Source organism: Rhizobium sp. BK176 (assembly GCF_024808055.1).
In genome coordinates, this window is record NZ_JANUBV010000015.1 from 30,343 (window position 1) to 46,437 (window position 16,095).

17 protein-coding genes, 1 tRNA gene and 2 pseudogenes are annotated in these 16,095 nt (G+C 58.7%); 8 read left to right on the forward strand and 12 right to left on the reverse strand.

The window, feature by feature from the left end; translation table 11 throughout:
• Window positions 1–289 precede the first annotated feature (289 nt).
• Window positions 290–412 (forward strand): annotated as a pseudogene (locus FHT76_RS30425) (alcohol dehydrogenase catalytic domain-containing protein); the annotation flags it as partial.
• Window positions 413–697: 285 nt separating this feature from the next.
• On the opposite strand, the gene FHT76_RS30430 reads toward FHT76_RS30425, so the two are convergent.
• A tRNA-Leu gene (locus FHT76_RS30430) sits at window positions 698–782 on the reverse strand.
• A 172-nt stretch (window positions 783–954) separates the two neighbouring features.
• Between FHT76_RS30430 and lipB the strand changes: the two genes are divergently transcribed.
• On the forward strand, window positions 955–1,671 hold the full coding sequence (gene lipB / locus FHT76_RS30435; protein WP_259186176.1) for a lipoyl(octanoyl) transferase LipB: 717 nt from the start codon (window positions 955–957) through the stop codon (window positions 1,669–1,671).
• A 70-nt stretch (window positions 1,672–1,741) separates the two neighbouring features.
• On the opposite strand, the gene FHT76_RS30440 is transcribed toward lipB, so the two are convergent.
• Both FHT76_RS30440 and FHT76_RS30445 read right to left on the reverse strand, forming a co-directional pair.
• Complete coding sequence (locus tag FHT76_RS30440) at window positions 1,742–2,110, reverse strand: hypothetical protein (RefSeq protein WP_183864607.1); 369 nt, start codon at window positions 2,108–2,110, stop codon at window positions 1,742–1,744.
• A 249-nt stretch (window positions 2,111–2,359) separates the two neighbouring features.
• Window positions 2,360–2,854: a peptide deformylase gene (locus FHT76_RS30445; RefSeq protein ID WP_183864606.1), complete on the reverse strand. Its 495-nt coding sequence runs from the start codon at window positions 2,852–2,854 to the stop codon at window positions 2,360–2,362.
• Between the two features lie 168 nt (window positions 2,855–3,022).
• Between FHT76_RS30445 and mgtE the strand changes: the two genes are divergently transcribed.
• Window positions 3,023–4,435, forward strand: a complete 1,413-nt coding sequence (gene mgtE, locus FHT76_RS30450; RefSeq protein WP_210296781.1) for a magnesium transporter — start codon at window positions 3,023–3,025, stop codon at window positions 4,433–4,435.
• A 76-nt stretch (window positions 4,436–4,511) separates the two neighbouring features.
• Entirely contained in the window at window positions 4,512–4,904 is a 393-nt protein-coding gene (locus tag FHT76_RS30455) for a MerR family DNA-binding transcriptional regulator (protein WP_016554043.1), read from the forward strand.
• Here the strand turns inward: FHT76_RS30455 and FHT76_RS30460 are convergent, their stop codons facing one another.
• Together FHT76_RS30460 and FHT76_RS30465 are read right to left on the reverse strand one after the other, a co-directional pair.
• On the reverse strand, window positions 4,905–5,891 hold the full coding sequence (locus FHT76_RS30460; protein ID WP_183864605.1) for a heparan-alpha-glucosaminide N-acetyltransferase: 987 nt from the start codon (window positions 5,889–5,891) through the stop codon (window positions 4,905–4,907).
• Window positions 5,892–6,656, reverse strand: a complete 765-nt coding sequence (locus tag FHT76_RS30465) for a DUF599 domain-containing protein (protein WP_183864628.1) — start codon at window positions 6,654–6,656, stop codon at window positions 5,892–5,894. It lies immediately after the preceding gene.
• Window positions 6,657–6,841: 185 nt separating this feature from the next.
• Between FHT76_RS30465 and FHT76_RS30470 the strand changes: the two genes are divergently transcribed.
• Window positions 6,842–8,248 (forward strand): L-serine ammonia-lyase, encoded by a 1,407-nt coding sequence (locus FHT76_RS30470; RefSeq protein WP_183864604.1) that lies wholly within the window; start codon window positions 6,842–6,844, stop codon window positions 8,246–8,248.
• Window positions 8,249–8,307: 59 nt separating this feature from the next.
• Window positions 8,308–8,745 carry a DUF1489 family protein gene (locus FHT76_RS30475; RefSeq protein ID WP_016554039.1) on the forward strand — a complete coding sequence of 146 codons (438 nt, stop codon included), beginning with the start codon at window positions 8,308–8,310 and terminating at the stop codon, window positions 8,743–8,745.
• A 3-nt stretch (window positions 8,746–8,748) separates the two neighbouring features.
• Here the strand turns inward: FHT76_RS30475 and FHT76_RS30480 are convergent, their stop codons facing one another.
• The 7 genes and pseudogenes from FHT76_RS30480 to FHT76_RS30510 all read right to left on the reverse strand — a co-directional run bounded on the left by FHT76_RS30480 (window position 8,749) and on the right by FHT76_RS30510 (window position 14,481).
• The gene (locus FHT76_RS30480; protein ID WP_016554038.1) at window positions 8,749–9,027 is read right to left on the reverse strand and encodes a hypothetical protein; all 279 of its coding nucleotides are present in this window, start codon (window positions 9,025–9,027) and stop codon (window positions 8,749–8,751) included.
• Between the two features lie 109 nt (window positions 9,028–9,136).
• A complete protein-coding gene (locus tag FHT76_RS30485; protein ID WP_183864603.1) occupies window positions 9,137–10,606 on the reverse strand; it encodes a serine hydrolase in 1,470 nt (489 codons plus the stop codon).
• 117 nt (window positions 10,607–10,723) lie between these two features.
• Complete coding sequence (locus tag FHT76_RS30490) at window positions 10,724–11,476, reverse strand: hypothetical protein (RefSeq protein ID WP_183757199.1); 753 nt, start codon at window positions 11,474–11,476, stop codon at window positions 10,724–10,726.
• Between the two features lie 235 nt (window positions 11,477–11,711).
• The gene (locus FHT76_RS30495) at window positions 11,712–12,317 is read right to left on the reverse strand and encodes a transglutaminase-like cysteine peptidase (protein ID WP_259130434.1); all 606 of its coding nucleotides are present in this window, start codon (window positions 12,315–12,317) and stop codon (window positions 11,712–11,714) included.
• Between the two features lie 498 nt (window positions 12,318–12,815).
• A pseudogene (locus FHT76_RS30500) lies at window positions 12,816–13,089 on the reverse strand (prolyl aminopeptidase); the annotation flags it as partial.
• A 48-nt stretch (window positions 13,090–13,137) separates the two neighbouring features.
• A complete protein-coding gene (locus tag FHT76_RS30505) occupies window positions 13,138–13,749 on the reverse strand; it encodes a PilZ domain-containing protein (protein ID WP_114712739.1) in 612 nt (203 codons plus the stop codon).
• A gap of 78 nt (window positions 13,750–13,827) precedes the next feature.
• Window positions 13,828–14,481 (reverse strand): PAS domain-containing protein, encoded by a 654-nt coding sequence (locus FHT76_RS30510; protein WP_259130437.1) that lies wholly within the window; start codon window positions 14,479–14,481, stop codon window positions 13,828–13,830.
• A 298-nt stretch (window positions 14,482–14,779) separates the two neighbouring features.
• Here FHT76_RS30510 and FHT76_RS30515 point away from each other — a divergent pair, with 298 nt between their 5' ends.
• Window positions 14,780–15,550, forward strand: coding sequence for a rhomboid family intramembrane serine protease (locus tag FHT76_RS30515; protein ID WP_183757202.1), 771 nt, complete (start codon window positions 14,780–14,782; stop codon window positions 15,548–15,550).
• 104 nt (window positions 15,551–15,654) lie between these two features.
• Window positions 15,655–16,089 (forward strand): CBS domain-containing protein, encoded by a 435-nt coding sequence (locus FHT76_RS30520; protein WP_183864600.1) that lies wholly within the window; start codon window positions 15,655–15,657, stop codon window positions 16,087–16,089.
• The last annotated feature ends 6 nt before the right edge of the window (window positions 16,090–16,095 follow it).

The window sequence follows — 16,095 nt, forward strand, 5'->3', positions numbered from 1 at the left end:
CGACTGATACCCCTTATGTAAGGGCGTTCCCGACTGGCGGTCGAAATGATCGAGCGCCACCACCGCGTTCATCTCCCGGTATCGCCCCACGCACAATGTCATAGCTCACAGCCGTAAACCCGCTGACGAAGCCGAAGGTCGCACTACTGCAGATGAGAAAAGGTCACAACCTGGCGAGGACTGTGGCCACGTCGGGCTGACGCTCAGAGAGCATCCCATCGCATTTCTTCGACGGGATCTTCAGAAGCGCAACAACTTCACATGTTCAGAGGCGATGAACGTCCGAGACAATCATGGTGGGTTCAGTACAGTGCGGGTTCGCGAGCCGATGATCCTCGGCCACGAGGTGGCTGGAACGATCAAGGCAATCGGTCAGGGCGTTTCCCAGCTTGCTGTCGGAGATCGCGTGGCGTGACGATTCGATCTTGTGGTGTCGCCGAACTGTTTTTGTTTAGAAGGCCGGTATCATTATGGACGACACGGACCGAAAGAGCGCTCGCTTGTCAACTTTACTTCCCGGGAGGGCGCACCAGGCAATTCAAAAAACCGTCAATATAAAGCGCTGAAGGTCCTAACCATCGCTTCGCATTCATAAAAATAACTATTTTTTTGAGCCACAAATTAGCACAAAACCGTGCCACAAAAGACCCAGTCGCCAACCGAAAAGATCAACGGAAACAATCCTCCTGAGAGGAGATGGTGCGGTCGAGAAGACTCGAACTTCCACGGGTTGCCCCACAGCGACCTCAACGCTGCGCGTCTACCAATTCCGCCACGACCGCATCGTGGTAGGTGCCAGTTTGTGCCGGCGACGCAGCATGTAGCAAAAGGTTTTTCGGGACACAAGGGCGATATGACAGATTTTTTCAAAACAAATCACAGCATTTGAATCGGCTTCGAAACGGGGCCATATAGGCCTTCGCAGCGCTGCCTCCGGAGCAGCCTCGACAAGGAATGGCTATGTTACGCACAGATCTCGAATACTCCATGATGCCGCGCGAAGGGTCCCGGCCGGCCCGATGGCGCATCGCCGACGGCCTGGTGCCTTATCAGGAGGCTGTGGAAAACATGGAACGCGAGGTCGCTGCGATTGCCGAAGGCGGCGACGAGCTCGTCTGGCTCGTGGAACATCCGCCTCTTTATACAGCCGGGACCAGCGCGGACGCCAAAGACCTGGTGCAGCCGGATCGATTCCCTGTCTTCGCAACGGGACGCGGCGGCGAATATACCTATCACGGACCTGGCCAGCGCGTTGCGTACGTCATGCTCGACCTGAAACGCAGACGCCAGGACGTGCGCGCCTTTGTTGCTGCGCTCGAAGAAGTGGTCATCCGCACGCTTGATTCGATGAACGTCCGCGGCGAGCGGCGCGAGGACCGGGTTGGTGTCTGGGTACGCAGGCCCGACAAAGGAGCTCTGCCCGATGGCACGATGGCGGAGGACAAGATCGCAGCGCTGGGCATCCGGCTGCGGAAGTGGGTAACCTTTCACGGGCTCTCACTGAACGTCGAACCCGATCTCGATCATTTCAGCGGAATCGTCCCGTGCGGGATTTCGGCCTACGGCGTAACGAGCCTCGTCGATCTTGGGCTGCCGGTCATGATGGCCGATGTCGACATCCTTCTTCGGCAGGCATTCGAATCGGTTTTCGGAGAGACGGTCAACGATTAGGGGACACGGGGCCACCCTTTTAGTGAGTGGCAAAGGGCCGGATAACCAACCGGCCCTTTGCTGCGGTTCGCTATTTATCACCGATGTCGCGGCAGGCATCGGAATGTGATGCCCCGCTATCGCCGCCGGCGGTATGCACCTTGGAGTTCGTCTTCATGTAGTCGCAGTCGGGCAGGGGCTTGATGCTGGCCGTCGTCGTCCTGTCAACGTTCGGCGACATATGGGTCGGCGCAAAACCGTCGCTGTCATTCGTGTAGTCGTCGGAATATTCAGGTGCCTTGCGATTGACGTAGTGCACCGGCTTTTTCGCCGTGGTCTGGACGGGCGCGAAGCCGTCACTGTCATTGCTGTAGTCGTTCGAGTACTGGGTTTGAGCGAAGGCCGCACCTGCAAGGCCGAGGACGAGAATGGAAGTGGCGGCAGCAAATCTGAAGCGCATGGAATATCTCCTCAATTCTTCGTTGTAATCACAACGATACCAAACCCTCGGCAACGACGACTTCGCGCTCGAATTGCGGCAAGAATGTGAGTGAAAAATCACGTGGGCAGCGCCGCTTTATCAAATGAAATCACAGATACGCGACCCGATTTGACAGCTTTGTGATAGCACGCTGTTTTCTAAGCCACGGCGGGTATTCAGCAAAGTTTGCACAACCAAAGAGGGATCGTTTATTCCTCTGCACCACCACTACGCACGCGACTTCTCCCACCGTTTCACCAGTCGCTCGCGCTTGAGTCTCGACAGACGTTGTATCCAGAAGACGCCGTCGAGCTGATCGATCTCGTGCTGGATGCAAACTGCGAGGAATCCCTCCGCATCCTCCTCCTGCTCAGCCCCAGCTAGATCACGGTAGCGAACGCGAATCGCCTTGGGCCGCACAACCTCGTCGGTCACACCAGGCATCGAGACGCTTCCTTCGACATGGCGAATCGTCTCGTCGGAGGCAAAACTGATTTCAGGATTGACGTAGTGGCGTATGCCTTCGTCGCGGCTGAGCTCGATGACGACCACCCGAAGAAAAACGCCGATGTGGGCAGCGGTGATGCCGACCCCGGGGGCGGCCCGCATCGTATCCAGCAGATCATCAGCGAGTCCACGAAGGCTTTGGTCGAAAACCTCGACAGGCCTGCAAACGGTTCGGAGACCGACGTCGGGGAAACGCAATATTGGGCGGACAGCCACTGCCAAGGCTCCTCATTCAAGATGCAGGGAAACTATCGTTGCGCAGGCGCATTGTCATCCAGGCAAGGCGTTTGCGGCTGGACGGACCTCTAGCTTTCCGCTAGCACGAATCTCGACACTTCGGCGCTTAGTCATTGAACTTCAAACGAGATGCGAGGGCGGCAAATCATGACGAACGACGCAGAAGAGCTCGTCCGCCCGCGGCCAGATAGCGGCGAAACCGACATCTATGATGAAAATGGCAACGTCCGTGGCGATTTCCTCGCGCTGGTCGGCGCAGCCATCGCCGATCGCGACACGATCTTCCTGCGCCAACACGTCGCGCGCCTGCACGAATCGGAAATAGGCGACCTTCTCGAATCGCTGCAGCCCGACCAACGACTTGCGCTCGTTCGCCTGCTTGGCGACGAATTCGACATGACGGCGCTGACGGAGGTCGACGAAACGATTCGTCGCGAGATCGTCGACCAGATGCCGAACGAGCAGATCGCCGCGGCAATCGGTGAACTCGATTCGGACGACGCTGTTTACATTCTCGAGGACCTCGACACCGAGGACCGGGAAGAAATCCTTGCGCAGCTGCCGTTTACCGAACGGGTGCGCTTGCGGCGCGCACTTGACTACCCCGAAAGCTCGGCTGGGCGCCGCATGCAGACCGAATTCGTCGCTGTTCCGCCGTTTTGGACGGTCGGCCAGACGATCGACTACATGCGCGACGAGGAGGACCTGCCGTACTCCTTCTCGCAGATCTTCGTTATCGACCCGACATTCAAGTTGTTGGGTGCCGTCGATCTGGACAAGATCCTGCGCACAAAGCGGCAAACCAAGATCGAATCCATCATGCGGGAGACGAACCATCCGATTCCCGCAGAGATGGACCAGGAAGAAGCCGCCCAGCTTTTCGAACAGTACGACCTTCTATCTGCCGCTGTCGTCGACGAGAACGACAGGCTGGTCGGCGTCCTCACGATCGACGACGTCGTTGACGTCATCCACGAGGAGGCAGACGAAGATATCAAGCGCCTCGGCGGCGTCGGCGACGAAGAACTGTCCGACAATGTCTTCTCGACGGTGCGCTCGCGCTTTCTCTGGCTGGTGATCAATCTCGGGACAGCGCTGTTGTCGGCAAGCGTCATTGGACTGTTCGACGAATCGATCGAGAAGATGATCGCGCTGGCCGTGCTGATGCCGATCGTTGCATCCATGGGTGGCAATGCGGGAACACAGACGATGACGGTCACCGTCCGCGCCTTGGCGACCGGCGACATCGACATCTACAATGCCGGCCGCATTATTCGTAGAGAGGCGGGGGTCGGCGTCGCCAACGGCGCGCTCTTCTCCGTCATCATGGGTGCGATTGCCGCTACTTGGTTCCACGACTACCAGCTAGGCTTCGTGATCGGCGCGGCGATGGTTATTAATCTCTTTGCGGCGGCGCTTGCCGGAATTCTGTTGCCGTTGCTATTGGATAAAGTCGGCGCAGATCCCGCCATCGCGTCCTCTGTTTTCGTCACAACCGTCACCGATTGCACAGGCTTTTTTGCGTTTCTCGGCATCGCGACATGGTGGTTCGGAATTTAGCCGGCTCGAATTCGCCTGCAGAAATTGACTATTACGTAAAAGTCAATATTATCGGTTCTTCAATGGTGGGGAACCTATGCCGGTCAGCAAATACTATAGCATAACCGAGTTGACGCGCGAGTTTGGTGTATCGACACGTACGCTTCGGTTCTACGAAGACGAAGGATTGATCCATCCGGAGCGACGCGGACGCACGCGACTGTTCCGTCCGGCGGATCGGCGTCTGATCCAGGAAATCCTCCGTGGCCGGCGCATCGGTTTCACGATCGCGGAAATCCGCGAGATCATCCAGGTCTACAAAGAGCCACCCGGCGAGCTCGGTCAGTTGAAGCTCTTGATGAAACGCGTTGACGAGAAACGCGAAGATCTGCGCCAGAAGCGCAAGGATATCGACGATACCCTCGCCGAACTCGACAATATTGAAGAGGCATGCCTCGGTCGGCTGGCGGACATCGGCGTCGGCACCTGATTATTGGGTGTTGGCGCTGCACTCGCTGGCAAGCGCCATGATCCGCCCGTCATCCGGCTTGACAGCGCCAGACTGGAATTCCGTGAAGAGGTATTGCGCCTGTAGCGCATCAAGGGTGCACTGGCAGAAGCTGCGGCATAGCGCTTCGCCTTCCTGCATCATGCAAGAGGCATTGCATTGCCTCAGGTAGGTTTCGACCGGGTCCGGCTTAGCAGGCGGAACAATTAGGGATAGCCCGTAGGCGACCGCGATCAACACCGGCTGATGAATAAGGTAGAAGGCGAGGCTATGACGCCCAACCTTTGCCGTCAGGCTTGAACCCGCGCCAAGCTTGGCAAGCCTCTCGAGCAGCCCCGTCCTCACGGCAATCAGAGTCGCTGTCATGCCAAGCAAGAAAGAAACCGCCCAGGGGAAGATCGGGACAAAGTCGTTCGATCTTTGCGGCATCTCCGCCAAGCCGATCCAGGCAAGGTAGCGCGGATTGAAGATCGGCGAGCGCAACAGATCCGGCGCGACCCATGTATCAACAACCCATGCCGCGGCAACAGCGGCGGTCGCGGCGATGGTGACAGGCAAGGGCAGACGCAAGAAGACAAGCCCGAGCAGGCTTAGGACTGCGATGCAATGGAGGATGCCGAAGAAGATCCATTCGCCGGGGAAGACGAACCACGTCACCACTGAAATCGCAAGCGCTGCGGCGGCGATCATTGCAAGCCGCTTCCAGAACGACCGCCAGCGGATCGCTGGCGTGTTTGCGAGGACCAGGCTGACGCCGACAATGAACAGGAAGGTCGATGCGATGGCGCGGGCATAGAGCTTCAGCCAGCCGGTCTCAGCTGTACCTGGGGCGAGGTAGCCCATGAACTCCATATCCCAGGTAAAATGGTAGGTCGCCATTGCCAGCAGGGCGACACCGCGCGCTGCATCCAGCAAGCCGATGCGAGGCGGCCTGACGCTCACATGTGTTTCCGTTGCCAAAGCGGTCATTCACAGTCCCTCAGATGAGTCGCTGCCATCGGTAGACGGCTTGGCGCGGGGCACAGGAGAAAGGTGGAGATTTGATGGCGGTTGGACGTCCATGATCGCCAGCCGCGCCTCGGAGAAAAACTGCCGCCTCGTCAGCACGACAATCACGATCGTTGTCGTCAGCATGAAGACATAGGGGTTGATGAACCAGCCGAGGTAGCCAATCGATAAGAAGATGGCGCGCAGCCCTTCGTTGAAATGGCCTGCTGCAATGATGTTCATCCGGATGACGCGTTCCGCCGCCCGCTCGGCGGCAACTACATCCTGTTCGGTGTCACGCATCATCGGAATCGAACCAAAAAGGATCGTGCAATAGTTAAATAGGCGATACGACCAACCAAACTTGAAAAAGGCATAGCCGAAAAGCGCTGCCAGGCCGCCGACCTTCATTTCAAAGACGGCATGCCCGCTATGAAAGACGTAGGGCAAGTCGGCGAAGACGGCATCAACCTTTTCCGTGGCGCCCAGCAGGGCAAAGCAGCTGCCGATGGCGAAAATCGACGTCGATGCAAAGAATGCGGTGCCATTCTGCAGGCCGGCCATGATCTGGGTGTCGATCATCTTCAAATCGCGCCGCAGCGAATTGTAGATCCACTCGCGCCGGCGTTCCCGCATGGCATGGGTGAGGCTAGTTCTGCCGAAGAAGCTCGAGCTGTGCAGCAGGCGCGCATAGCCGAACCAGATTGCTGCAAAGAAGACCAGTGCAATGTAATCCGCTGTCGTCATCATTATATTGAATCAGGCTCCCGTCGCCGCGCCACTCTACAGATGCGGGCGCACGTCGCAATGACTGGCAAGTGGCAGCACTTCGTTTTACAGATGTCGCACGCGTGAAATGCCATGTCGGTCCATCGCAGGGATCGTGAGAGCCGGTAGCGTAGGTTTGCGCAGCAACTTAACAGGACGCAGTCATGTTCCTTTCCGTTTTCGACGTCTTCAAGATCGGTGTCGGGCCCTCCAGTTCGCACACGATGGGTCCGATGACTGCCGCCAACCGATTCCTTGATCTCATTCTGTCGAACGACTGGCCGCGCCCGACTTCTGGCGCCCAGGTCGCGTCCATAAAGGTCAGCCTGCACGGTTCGCTAGCGCATACCGGGATCGGACACGGGACGGGCAGGGCCGTCATCCTCGGCCTGATGGGCGAGCAGCCTGACAGCGTCGATCCGGACAAGATGGACGGCATCATCAGCCAGGTGGAGCGCTCCGGCCGCATCTCGCCGCCCGGGCATCCGAGCTATGGCTTTCAGCCGAAGACCGACCTGGTTTTCGACAAGAAGCAGCCGTTGCCGGGCCACGCCAACGGCATGTCGCTTTCCGCTTTCGACAAGGACGGTCGGATGCTGATCAAGCGTATCTATTATTCCGTCGGCGGCGGCTTCGTCGTGACTGACACCGAACTCGAGCAGATGCGCGCGAAGAAGAAGACACCCTCCGATTCGCTGAAGGTCCCGTATCCTTTCTCTTCGGCCAAGCAGATGCTCGACATGGCCGCGCGTTCCGGCCTCTCGATCGCCCAGATGAAGCGCGCCAATGAGGAAACGGAACGCAGCCGCGAGGAACTGGACGCAGGTCTTGATCGGATCTGGGAAGCAATGCGCTCCTGCATCGAACGCGGCCTCAAGGTCGATGGCATCATGCCAGGCGGGCTGAACGTTCGCCGCCGCGCTCGCTCGATCCACGACAAGCTGCAGGAGGAATGGCGCAGCAACCGCATCAACCCGCTGCTCGCGAACGATTGGCTGAGTGTCTACGCCATGGCCGTCAACGAGGAGAATGCTGCCGGCGGCCGCGTCGTGACCGCTCCGACGAACGGTGCTGCCGGCGTCATTCCAGCAACGATCCGCTACTACGAGCATTTTCACGATGATTGGGACCAGAACGGCATCCGCGACTACCTGCTGACCGCGGCGGCGGTCGGTGGGATCATCAAGCACAACGCCTCGATCTCCGGCGCCGAGGTCGGCTGTCAGGGCGAAGTAGGCTCTGCGGCCGCCATGGCGGCTGCCGGTCTTGCTGCGGTCATGGGCGGCACGCCAGAGCAGATCGAGAACGCCGCCGAAATAGCGCTGGAACATCATCTCGGCATGAGCTGCGATCCGGTCGCGGGCCTCGTGCAGGTTCCCTGTATCGAACGAAATGCCCTCGGCGCGGTCAAGGCGGTCACAGCCGCCTCGCTTGCGATCAAAGGCGACGGCAAGCACTTCGTTCCGCTCGACGCGTGCATCGAAACCATGCGGCAGACGGGCAACGACATGAGCGAGAAGTACAAGGAGACATCCACCGGCGGGCTTGCTGTCAATGTCGTGGAGTGTTGACTTTGTGGACATGCGACTTGCCGCTTGACGCTGCCTGATAAAAGGACTTCAACGGCGGCATGGCATTGCATCTCATCAAACTGTGTGTCGGCGCGGACTCGATCGACGATCTGCGTGAATGGGTCGCCGAACGCTCTCTCAGGGCGATTGCGGCCGGGCTGGAGCCGCATTCCGTGCATACGACGAGGATGGTCCCGAAGCGCGTCGAGGAACTGCTCGACGGCGGTTCGCTCTACTGGGTGATAAAGGGGCAAGTTCAGGCGCGCCAGAAACTTCTCGACATCCAGACTTTTACAGATGGCGAGGGAATCTCACGTTGCCATCTTGTGCTGGGGCCCGAAGTCATCGAAACGGCGGTACAGCCGAAGCGTGCGTTCCAAGGCTGGCGCTATTATCCGCAGGACGATGTACCGCGCGATCTGAACAGCCTCGGAGAGGGGATTGCCGAAATGCCCGCGGACCTTCGCCGCGAACTCTCTGAACTCGGCCTACTCTGACTATCAGCGCAGGCGCAGCGTAACCGGCGACCGCCCTTCAGGGCAGGTGACGTGAAGGTGGATACTGGCTTCCGCCTGCGAGCAACGCCATGCTCGCGCGCCGTGGCACAGCAACAGATTGATCAGGTCCTTGGTCTTTGCCGATTTCGGCTTCTGCCGCTGCAACCCAACTTCTGCCAGTCGCAAGGCAGCCTCGTGCAGTGGGTGCAAACCGGCTCGCGGATTCTTGCCGGTTACCCGACCATGTGGCGGAAACTCCGGAACATTCTCGTTGATCGCCATTCTCATCCTCGTACGCATTACAAACCGAGTCTCAGAACTCCGTCGGATCAAACACACCGATCACGACGCTTTGGACTGCCGCCTGTAATATCAGGCGGCAGTTCTTTGATCATTGGGCCGTGGCCCAGCACTTCACACCGGCACGCTTCAGCGCGTTGCAGGCGTTTACTGCAGAGCGCTGGTCATCGAAGCCGCCGAAGCGGGCGCGATAACTTCCTGCATTTGCGACTGCGATAGGCTTGGCGGAGCGCAGAGCCTTGCCAGCCTTGTCCTTGGCGCTGTCGAGCAGATCCATGGCGCCTTCCTTGCTGGCAGACACACCGATCTGGACGGCCCAGCCGGCAAGCTGCGGCTCCTTGGTCGAAGCGGTCGTCAACTCGTCGACAGAGGTATCACCCTGCTCAGGCGGCACGTAGGCGGGCGCAGGCGTCGGCGTGGCCGCAGAGGCGTGCTTGATCGCCTGCGTCTTGACCTTCGTCGGCGCCGGCATTTCCTGCTGGAGCAGCGGGTTGTCGGACTTGGACTTGGCGACGTCTGCATAAGCGACCTGCGCAGATGCTGGCTGATAGCGGGTATCCGGGGCCGGCGCCGTGCGCGGCAGGGTGACTTCTGGCGCAGCCGATGCGACGCGCGTTTCGGCGACAGGCGCTGCCGGTTGCGGCGCGGACCGGGCGATCAGGTCCGAGGAACCGCCACGGCTTGAGGCCTTCGGCAGATAGGCTGCGATCAACTTGCGCATCTGGTTGTCACGGGCAGGGGTCGAAGCGCCGCCGAGAACAACGCCAACGATCGATTTGCCATCGACTTGAACGGAACTCACCAGATTAAAGCCGGCCGCGCGGGTATAGCCAGTCTTGATGCCATCGACGCCGCGCACGGAGCCAACAAGGCGGTTATGGCTACGGATAACGCGGCTGCCGAACTTAAAGCTCTGCGTGGAGAAATAGCCGTAGTACTGCGGAAAATGCTGCCGAAGAGCGATACCGAGTCGAGCTTGGTCACGCGCCGTCGTCATCTGTGCGGTATTCGGCAGACCATTGGCATTGCGGTAGGTCGTGCGCGTCATACCGAGCGCATGCGCCTTGGCGGTCATCACCTGCGCGAAGCGATCTTCCGAACCGGCTAGCAGCTCGCCGAGAGCCGTGGAGGCATCGTTGGCCGAAAGCGTGACAAGGCCGAGAATCGCCTGCTCGACGGTAATCGTGCCACCGGGGCGCACACCAAGTTTCGTCGGCGCCTGGGCGGAAGCATGTGCGGAGAAGGGAACAGAAGTGTCCAGGCGAATGCGACCCTGCTCCAACGCCTCGAAGGTCAGATAGAGGGTCATCATCTTGGTGAGGGATGCCGGATACTGCAGGCGATCCGCGTTCTCGCTGTAGAGAACGTTGCCGGTCTTCGCATCAACGACGATGCCAGCATATTTCGAGTTGGCAGCCTCCGCATCGGCGTCGATCGAGTCGGCCATGACGACAGCGGCAGCGAGAGACAGCGCCGTGATCGCCCTTATCAGGAAGTTGCGGGATCGCGATGGGGATACGGAGGAGACTGACCTTGGCACTATTCTACTCTTCGCTTGCATTTCGGATATTAGAGAGATCGCCCACCCTCCTGGCACGATCCTTCTTTCGGCAAATTATCCGCCCTGGGTTACCAATCCGTTTATGATTAATCGTTTGTTTCGCCGCATCGGATCATTCTAGCGACCTGTTGCAGAAGCGTTCACAAGTCGAGCCTCCACAAAGTGGCGAATAGCGGCATCAATATGGTCCCAATCAGGCAGATGCGCGCTCGAGAACCGATAAAGCACAGTTAAATCGCGACCGACTCTGATGTCGCGCTGGCAATCGCCGCTGCTGGCCGTCTGCGGCGTCAACGGCAAGGCGCAGCGCACGACATAGGCGGGGGCATCGGCACTTGGCGCCGTCAACAGAACCTCGTCCGCGTAACCAGCGTCACCTCGCAAGTGATGTAGCGTCATTCCATTGGCGAAGGGCACGCTCTCGCCCTCGATCAGGTGCGAGTAGATCGGTTCCAGGCGCCCCGACATGTCCTTGGACATCGTGCTTTGCGCGATCTGGAGGAAAATGAGGCCCGACGACTGGGCAATATCATCGAAGCGCTCGCGATGCTCCTTGCTGTAGCCCTGCATTTCAGGCCAGGTGAGGTAGAGGTCCGCGCGCTCGGAGAGGCCGTCGCGTCGCTGGCTGGGAAAGCGCAATGTGTTTTCCGGCAGTCGAAGCGTATCGCGGCCGATCGTCAAAGTTATCGGAGCCGTTGAGTCCGTGTTGCCGGCGAGTGATATACGGGCGCCGAACCAGCGCCCCCCGAAACTGATGACGAGCGTCAATGCTGCAAGGCAGGCAATAGCGACCGTAACGCGGACGATGAATCTGGTCGACAGGAGAGGAGATTCCTCGACCTCGTGGGCACGATGCACTGGGTAGCTCATGGCGGCTTTCGGATGTCAGACCGCCGCGATAAAAACAGGAGCCGTCGGTGCCTATGGTGATTTTGCCTATGATCCGGCAGCCACAGTTAACGAACAATTAAATAGCCCGTTTGGACGCAGCAAAAAAGAACCGCTCCCGGGACAGCGGGAGCGGCTCTACAGCGCCGGTCAGGGACGGGGATGCGGGGACGACCGGGGCCGCATGTGTGTGGCCGGCAATCCGGCGATGTGGCGTTTACTTGACGCTGCCGACTGCCACGGCGCGGCCGTCCTGCAGCTTGACCCAACGGGCCGGATCGTCGGCGGACTGGCGCTTGAGGTAGGTGTATTCGGTGTCTGCCCAAAGCATGACCTTGTTGCGCATGTTATCGAGGATGAAATCGCCACGATCCGTGCGGACGGTCAGCACTGCATGGCCTTCGCCATTTGGCTGCAGGACGACGGTCATCAGCAAATCGGAAGGCGAGAAGCCGGCATCGATCAACATCTTGCGCTTCAGCAGCGCATAGTCCTCACAATCACCAACCGAACGAGGATAGGCCCAGCGCTCCTCGACCCCGTAGATTTCCTTGTCGGTCAACGGCGAGATCGACGAATTGACCTGGTAGTTTACCTTGAGAATGGTCTTCCAGCGCTCTTCCGTCAGAAGGAGCTCGCCTTGATCGCCGGCGGCGTTCGCACAATCGGCGGGCAGTTCCTTGCAGAATTGATAGGCGCCGATCGGCGGGCTCGCGTTGCCGACAACCGTCATGTTTAGGGGGCTCGCTTGTCCCGAACCCACCGTCGCGATCAGCATCGCAGCAGCGACCAGACCGCCTTTGATGAAAGTTGTTACCGTCATTTATCGTCTCCCCGTTGTGAGGAGAACTTGACACAGACGTTTTTACCCTGCGCAAAATTACGCAGTCAAATTAAAGGCTTAGTTGATTCAAACACGCGGAGAAATCGACTAAAAACAAGATCAAATGCCGCTAAAGTTTGAAGGACATTCGCGCCAATTTTGATTCAAATTGTCGGTTTCTCGAAAAGATGTCGGGCGGTCTAAGGGCGCATATTGGGACAAGTTGTTAACGCGGCAGCCCAATCCCGAATTTCGGGAAACCTTTGTTTACCATTCGCATGGGCGGCGGCACTGGCACGCGTCTCGGCTGAGACCACCAAAACGGCTTGGAAATCGGCAAATTGGCCGCCAGTTGCGAGTTAGGAAGCAAATTATTTTTTGAGGAGTTTCGCGAAAAACGTCAGTCGCATCGATGATCGCACGCGCCAAACTGTCTTACGACACCGAATGCGCGGCATCTTCTGCGATAACGAGCCGACTCTCCGGCCAAGCCCTCGACAGTTCCCATGCTGTCACGAACGTATCTGCCATATCGGTGGCATTCGGGAGGCTTCGGCCGCAATTGCGCTGATCGAAGAGGATGATCCGGTAGACCGAAGGATCAAAAATAGCGGCGAGCGGATGTCGAGCAACCGGAGCCAGGGCCGCCGTGCAGGTAGAGAGCGGGAGCTCCATCCGGATTGCCGCAAGCCTCCCAATAGAGTTGCTGCCCGGCGCCCATATCGAGAAAGCCGCGCTCGTAAGGCTCTTTTTCAGGATAGAGAATCGTCATGCGCCACCCAATTCGGTAGCCCCATGCACGACGCGCCTGTGACGGCGATCAGAGAAATTCGCGAAGTGTTTCCCGCGACTGAAGCGACAGAAACTCGATCGCGACCCCTTCCACGAAATGGCGGACAACGCGGCCACGCATATTGCCGAGGCGGAGCGGGGTGCCGATCGGCGGACGGACGTCGAGATCGACTGCGGCGCCCGAGAGCGACAAGTCCATAATTCGGCATTCGTAACGCGCACCGTCTTCCAAGGTGATCTCGGTTTTGGTCTCGCGCGGCGTCAGGCGGTCGTGACGACGGTCCTCGGGAAGGCCGAGTTCGTGCTTATTGGCCAGCCAGGTGAGTTGCGCCGCAAGTTTCTCGCGCTTGCGTTCGGTTGCATGGATCGACATCGAGAAACCGCGACCATCAACCGTCTGCACATAGCCTTCGACGCGGCCCAGGTGATCGATGTAAGCAACGACACGCTCGTTGGCACGGGGACGTCCCTGGCAAGTCACGTACATATCGCCCGGCGACATGTCGACCACGAGGCACTCATACTCCTCGTAGTTCGCCAGCATCAGCCGGCCCTGCATGTTGATGGGCACGCGTTGAAAGGCACCTTGTTCGAGGCGAGGCGCAGTCCGTTGAGTTTGAACTTGCTGGAACGCGTGCATCAAAGGGCTTCTTCATGAAATACTACCAGCCGATCTTTACCCGCAATCCCTTAACAGAAGGTTGTTCAGGTTCGTCCCCTATGCACCCAACCGGTTGTGTCGAATCGAGACGGCGGGCGCGTCGGGCTCAGCAAATAGGCCCGACATGACGCGGCGCATCGTATCGGCAATCGATGGCGGACGCGGGAACTGCGGACGCTCATCGTCAAACTCCGTTTCATCACGCTCGTCCTCGTTGCCGAGCCGCTCGTGCAGCAATCGGCTGCGATCAAGAGCAAGGAACTGCAACGGCACGACTTCCAGCCACGTTGCCGCGACCGCGGGAGCGATCGCGCCCAACAGCTTATCGCATTCGGCGCCCTCGGAGCGCAGCGGCAGCAGGATTATTTCAAAGCAGGCACTATGGCCGGCCGTGGTGAAACCTGTGGCGTTGATCAGCGTGGGGATTGCGTGCGCCATAACGCCAGCAGCAATATGCTCGATATCGTCACTCCCATGCGTCCAGAGGTCTGAAAACGCGGTCCCTCCGAGATCACGTCCAAAGAGGTCGCAGATGCGCGTTCCGGCAAGACGGAAGGCGATCCGTCCCGTTTCGCTGGCTTCGAGCAGAAACACACTTGAAAGAATCTGTCGCAAATCCGTCGGTTCAACCTGCGACCGCAGTGGCGCCAAGTCACGACCGCGGATGCGATTCCAATATTCGAATAGGTCGATCGTTGTTTTGATACGCATTGTGGCACCGGCTGTTTCATTTCAAATCAGAATACGGCCGTCATGGCCTTGTACTGGGACGCGGTGCGTATTTCATGCCAACTCGCAGCAGTTAAGGTTAAAGAAGGGTTTCGATTGAGCGGGGAGCTGTCCCATGGCAGTCTTTGCCCATCGCTTCCTGTCTTCGGGAAGTTCAGCACAGACTGTCAGGCGCCGAGGCATTCTCGGAACGCTCGAGGGCCGTCCGGTCTTTGCCGGACGGCTTTTTTTTTGACTTGCCGTCCTGTAAGGCTGTGCCGCAATTCAAGCGAGGACGAAGATGAACGAGCACTCGGTCGAGCCGCAAGCGGCGATGGAGCCCCCGGCAACACCGCCGCCGGCACCGATCTTCAATCTTCCCGGTCCGGTGCTCACAGCGCTTGCGCTCCTGGGGCTGATTTACGCTGTTCAATCACTTCTTCTGTCCGGCGGTGGTCTCGACTGGCTGTTCTTCAATTTCGGGTTCATTCCGTTGCGCTACATCACGCCGTTGTCCGAGCAGGGACCTCAGCTTTTCTGGACGCCGATCACCTATTCACTCCTTCACGGCAGCATCGAGCACATCGTTTTCAACGGACTATGGCTCATGGCCTTCGGCACACCGGTGGCGCGGCGAATTGGTACGTCTCGTTTCATTGTTTTCTGGGTGCTATCGGCGATCGCGTCAGCCGCTCTCCATGCCGTCCTAAATTGGGGCGCGGCTACGCTGCTGATCGGCGCGTCCGGGGTCGTGTCTGGCCTAATGGGCGCTGCCTGCCGCTTCGCTTTCCCACCCGAACGGCGGATCGCCCCGCCAGCGCATCTCAATACACGTCTTTCGATACGCGACGCGTTTCGCAGCCGCACGGTCGTTGCATTCATTCTCTTTTGGTTCGTCGGCAACCTGCTGATTGCGGTCGGCGTCCCGCTGATCGGTGACGGATCGCAGGCAATCGCCTGGGACGCTCACATCGGAGGGTTCATTTTTGGCTTCGCTCTCTTCGGTCTTTTTGACCGGGAACCGCCCGAGAAACCGACAATTTCAGAGACATCGGATATATTGCAATCTTGAGAGTTGGAGTGCACCATTCGAACTGATCCGCGATGGGAGGAGTAAACCGCTGCGGATGCCTGTGATCAGTAGAAGTGCTTCACTTTCGACATAGGAGGTTCAAAATGTCCAATACAGTCAAAGCCATACTCGACGCAAAGGGCAGGGATGTGGTGACCGCCGGTCCGCATACAACCGTTTCCGAAGCTGCCGTGATTCTCAGCAAGAAGAAGATTGGCGCTATCGTCATCGTCGGGATGGAAAACAAGATTTCCGGGATTTTTACCGAGCGCGACGTGGTTCACGCGATCGCTAGGGCGGGAGCAGCCTGTCTCGATCAGCCGGTTGCATCGTTGATGACCGCAAAGGTTTATCGGTGCCATGAAGATTCGACCGTGAACGACCTGATGGGGCTAATGACCAGTCGCCGCTTCCGTCACGTTCCCGTTGAAACCAACGGCAAGCTCGTCGGTATCATCTCGATCGGTGACGTCGTGAAGACACGCATCGCGGAGGTCGAACTGGAAGCCGAGCAGATCAAGGCCTACATCGCCGGTTGAACGCGT